Raw genomic sequence first — 395 nt, forward strand, 5'->3', positions numbered from 1 at the left:
ATCAGCTTCAGCGCGATCTGATCCTTGACCCCGGCGACGAACAGGCTGATGTGCTGGCCCACATTGTGGATCCAGCGCCGGCCGGAGGTTTGGTTGGTGTCCCGCTGCGCCACCAGGTCCAGATTGCTGCCCGCCGCCACGGTCTGGCTTTGCTGGCTCAGGCTGGCGATGCCGGCCGGGGCCGATAGCACGATTAGCGGCTGCTGGCCGGCTTGGTCCTTGGCGGTTTTGCCGTCCTTGTCGGTGTTGCTGCCGGCTTCCCAGGCTTTCAAGGCGGTGGCCTGGTGTTGCAGATGGCCTTCGGTTTTCTTGGCGGCTTTGGCGTTGTCCGGGCCGATTTCTTCCGGCCCGGTTTCCATGGTGTCGGCCTGCTGGCCGCTGGCGGTGTCGCCCAG

General features: G+C 65.6%; 1 protein-coding gene. It reads right to left on the reverse strand.

The genetic code is table 11. The annotated features are described in order from the left end of the window. Nucleotides 1-395, reverse strand: a 395-nt coding sequence (locus ACODRW_RS24380) for a DUF2345 domain-containing protein (protein WP_488906934.1), incomplete at both ends; no start/stop codon positions are given.

This window comes from Chromobacterium sp. FG89, assembly GCF_057808735.1.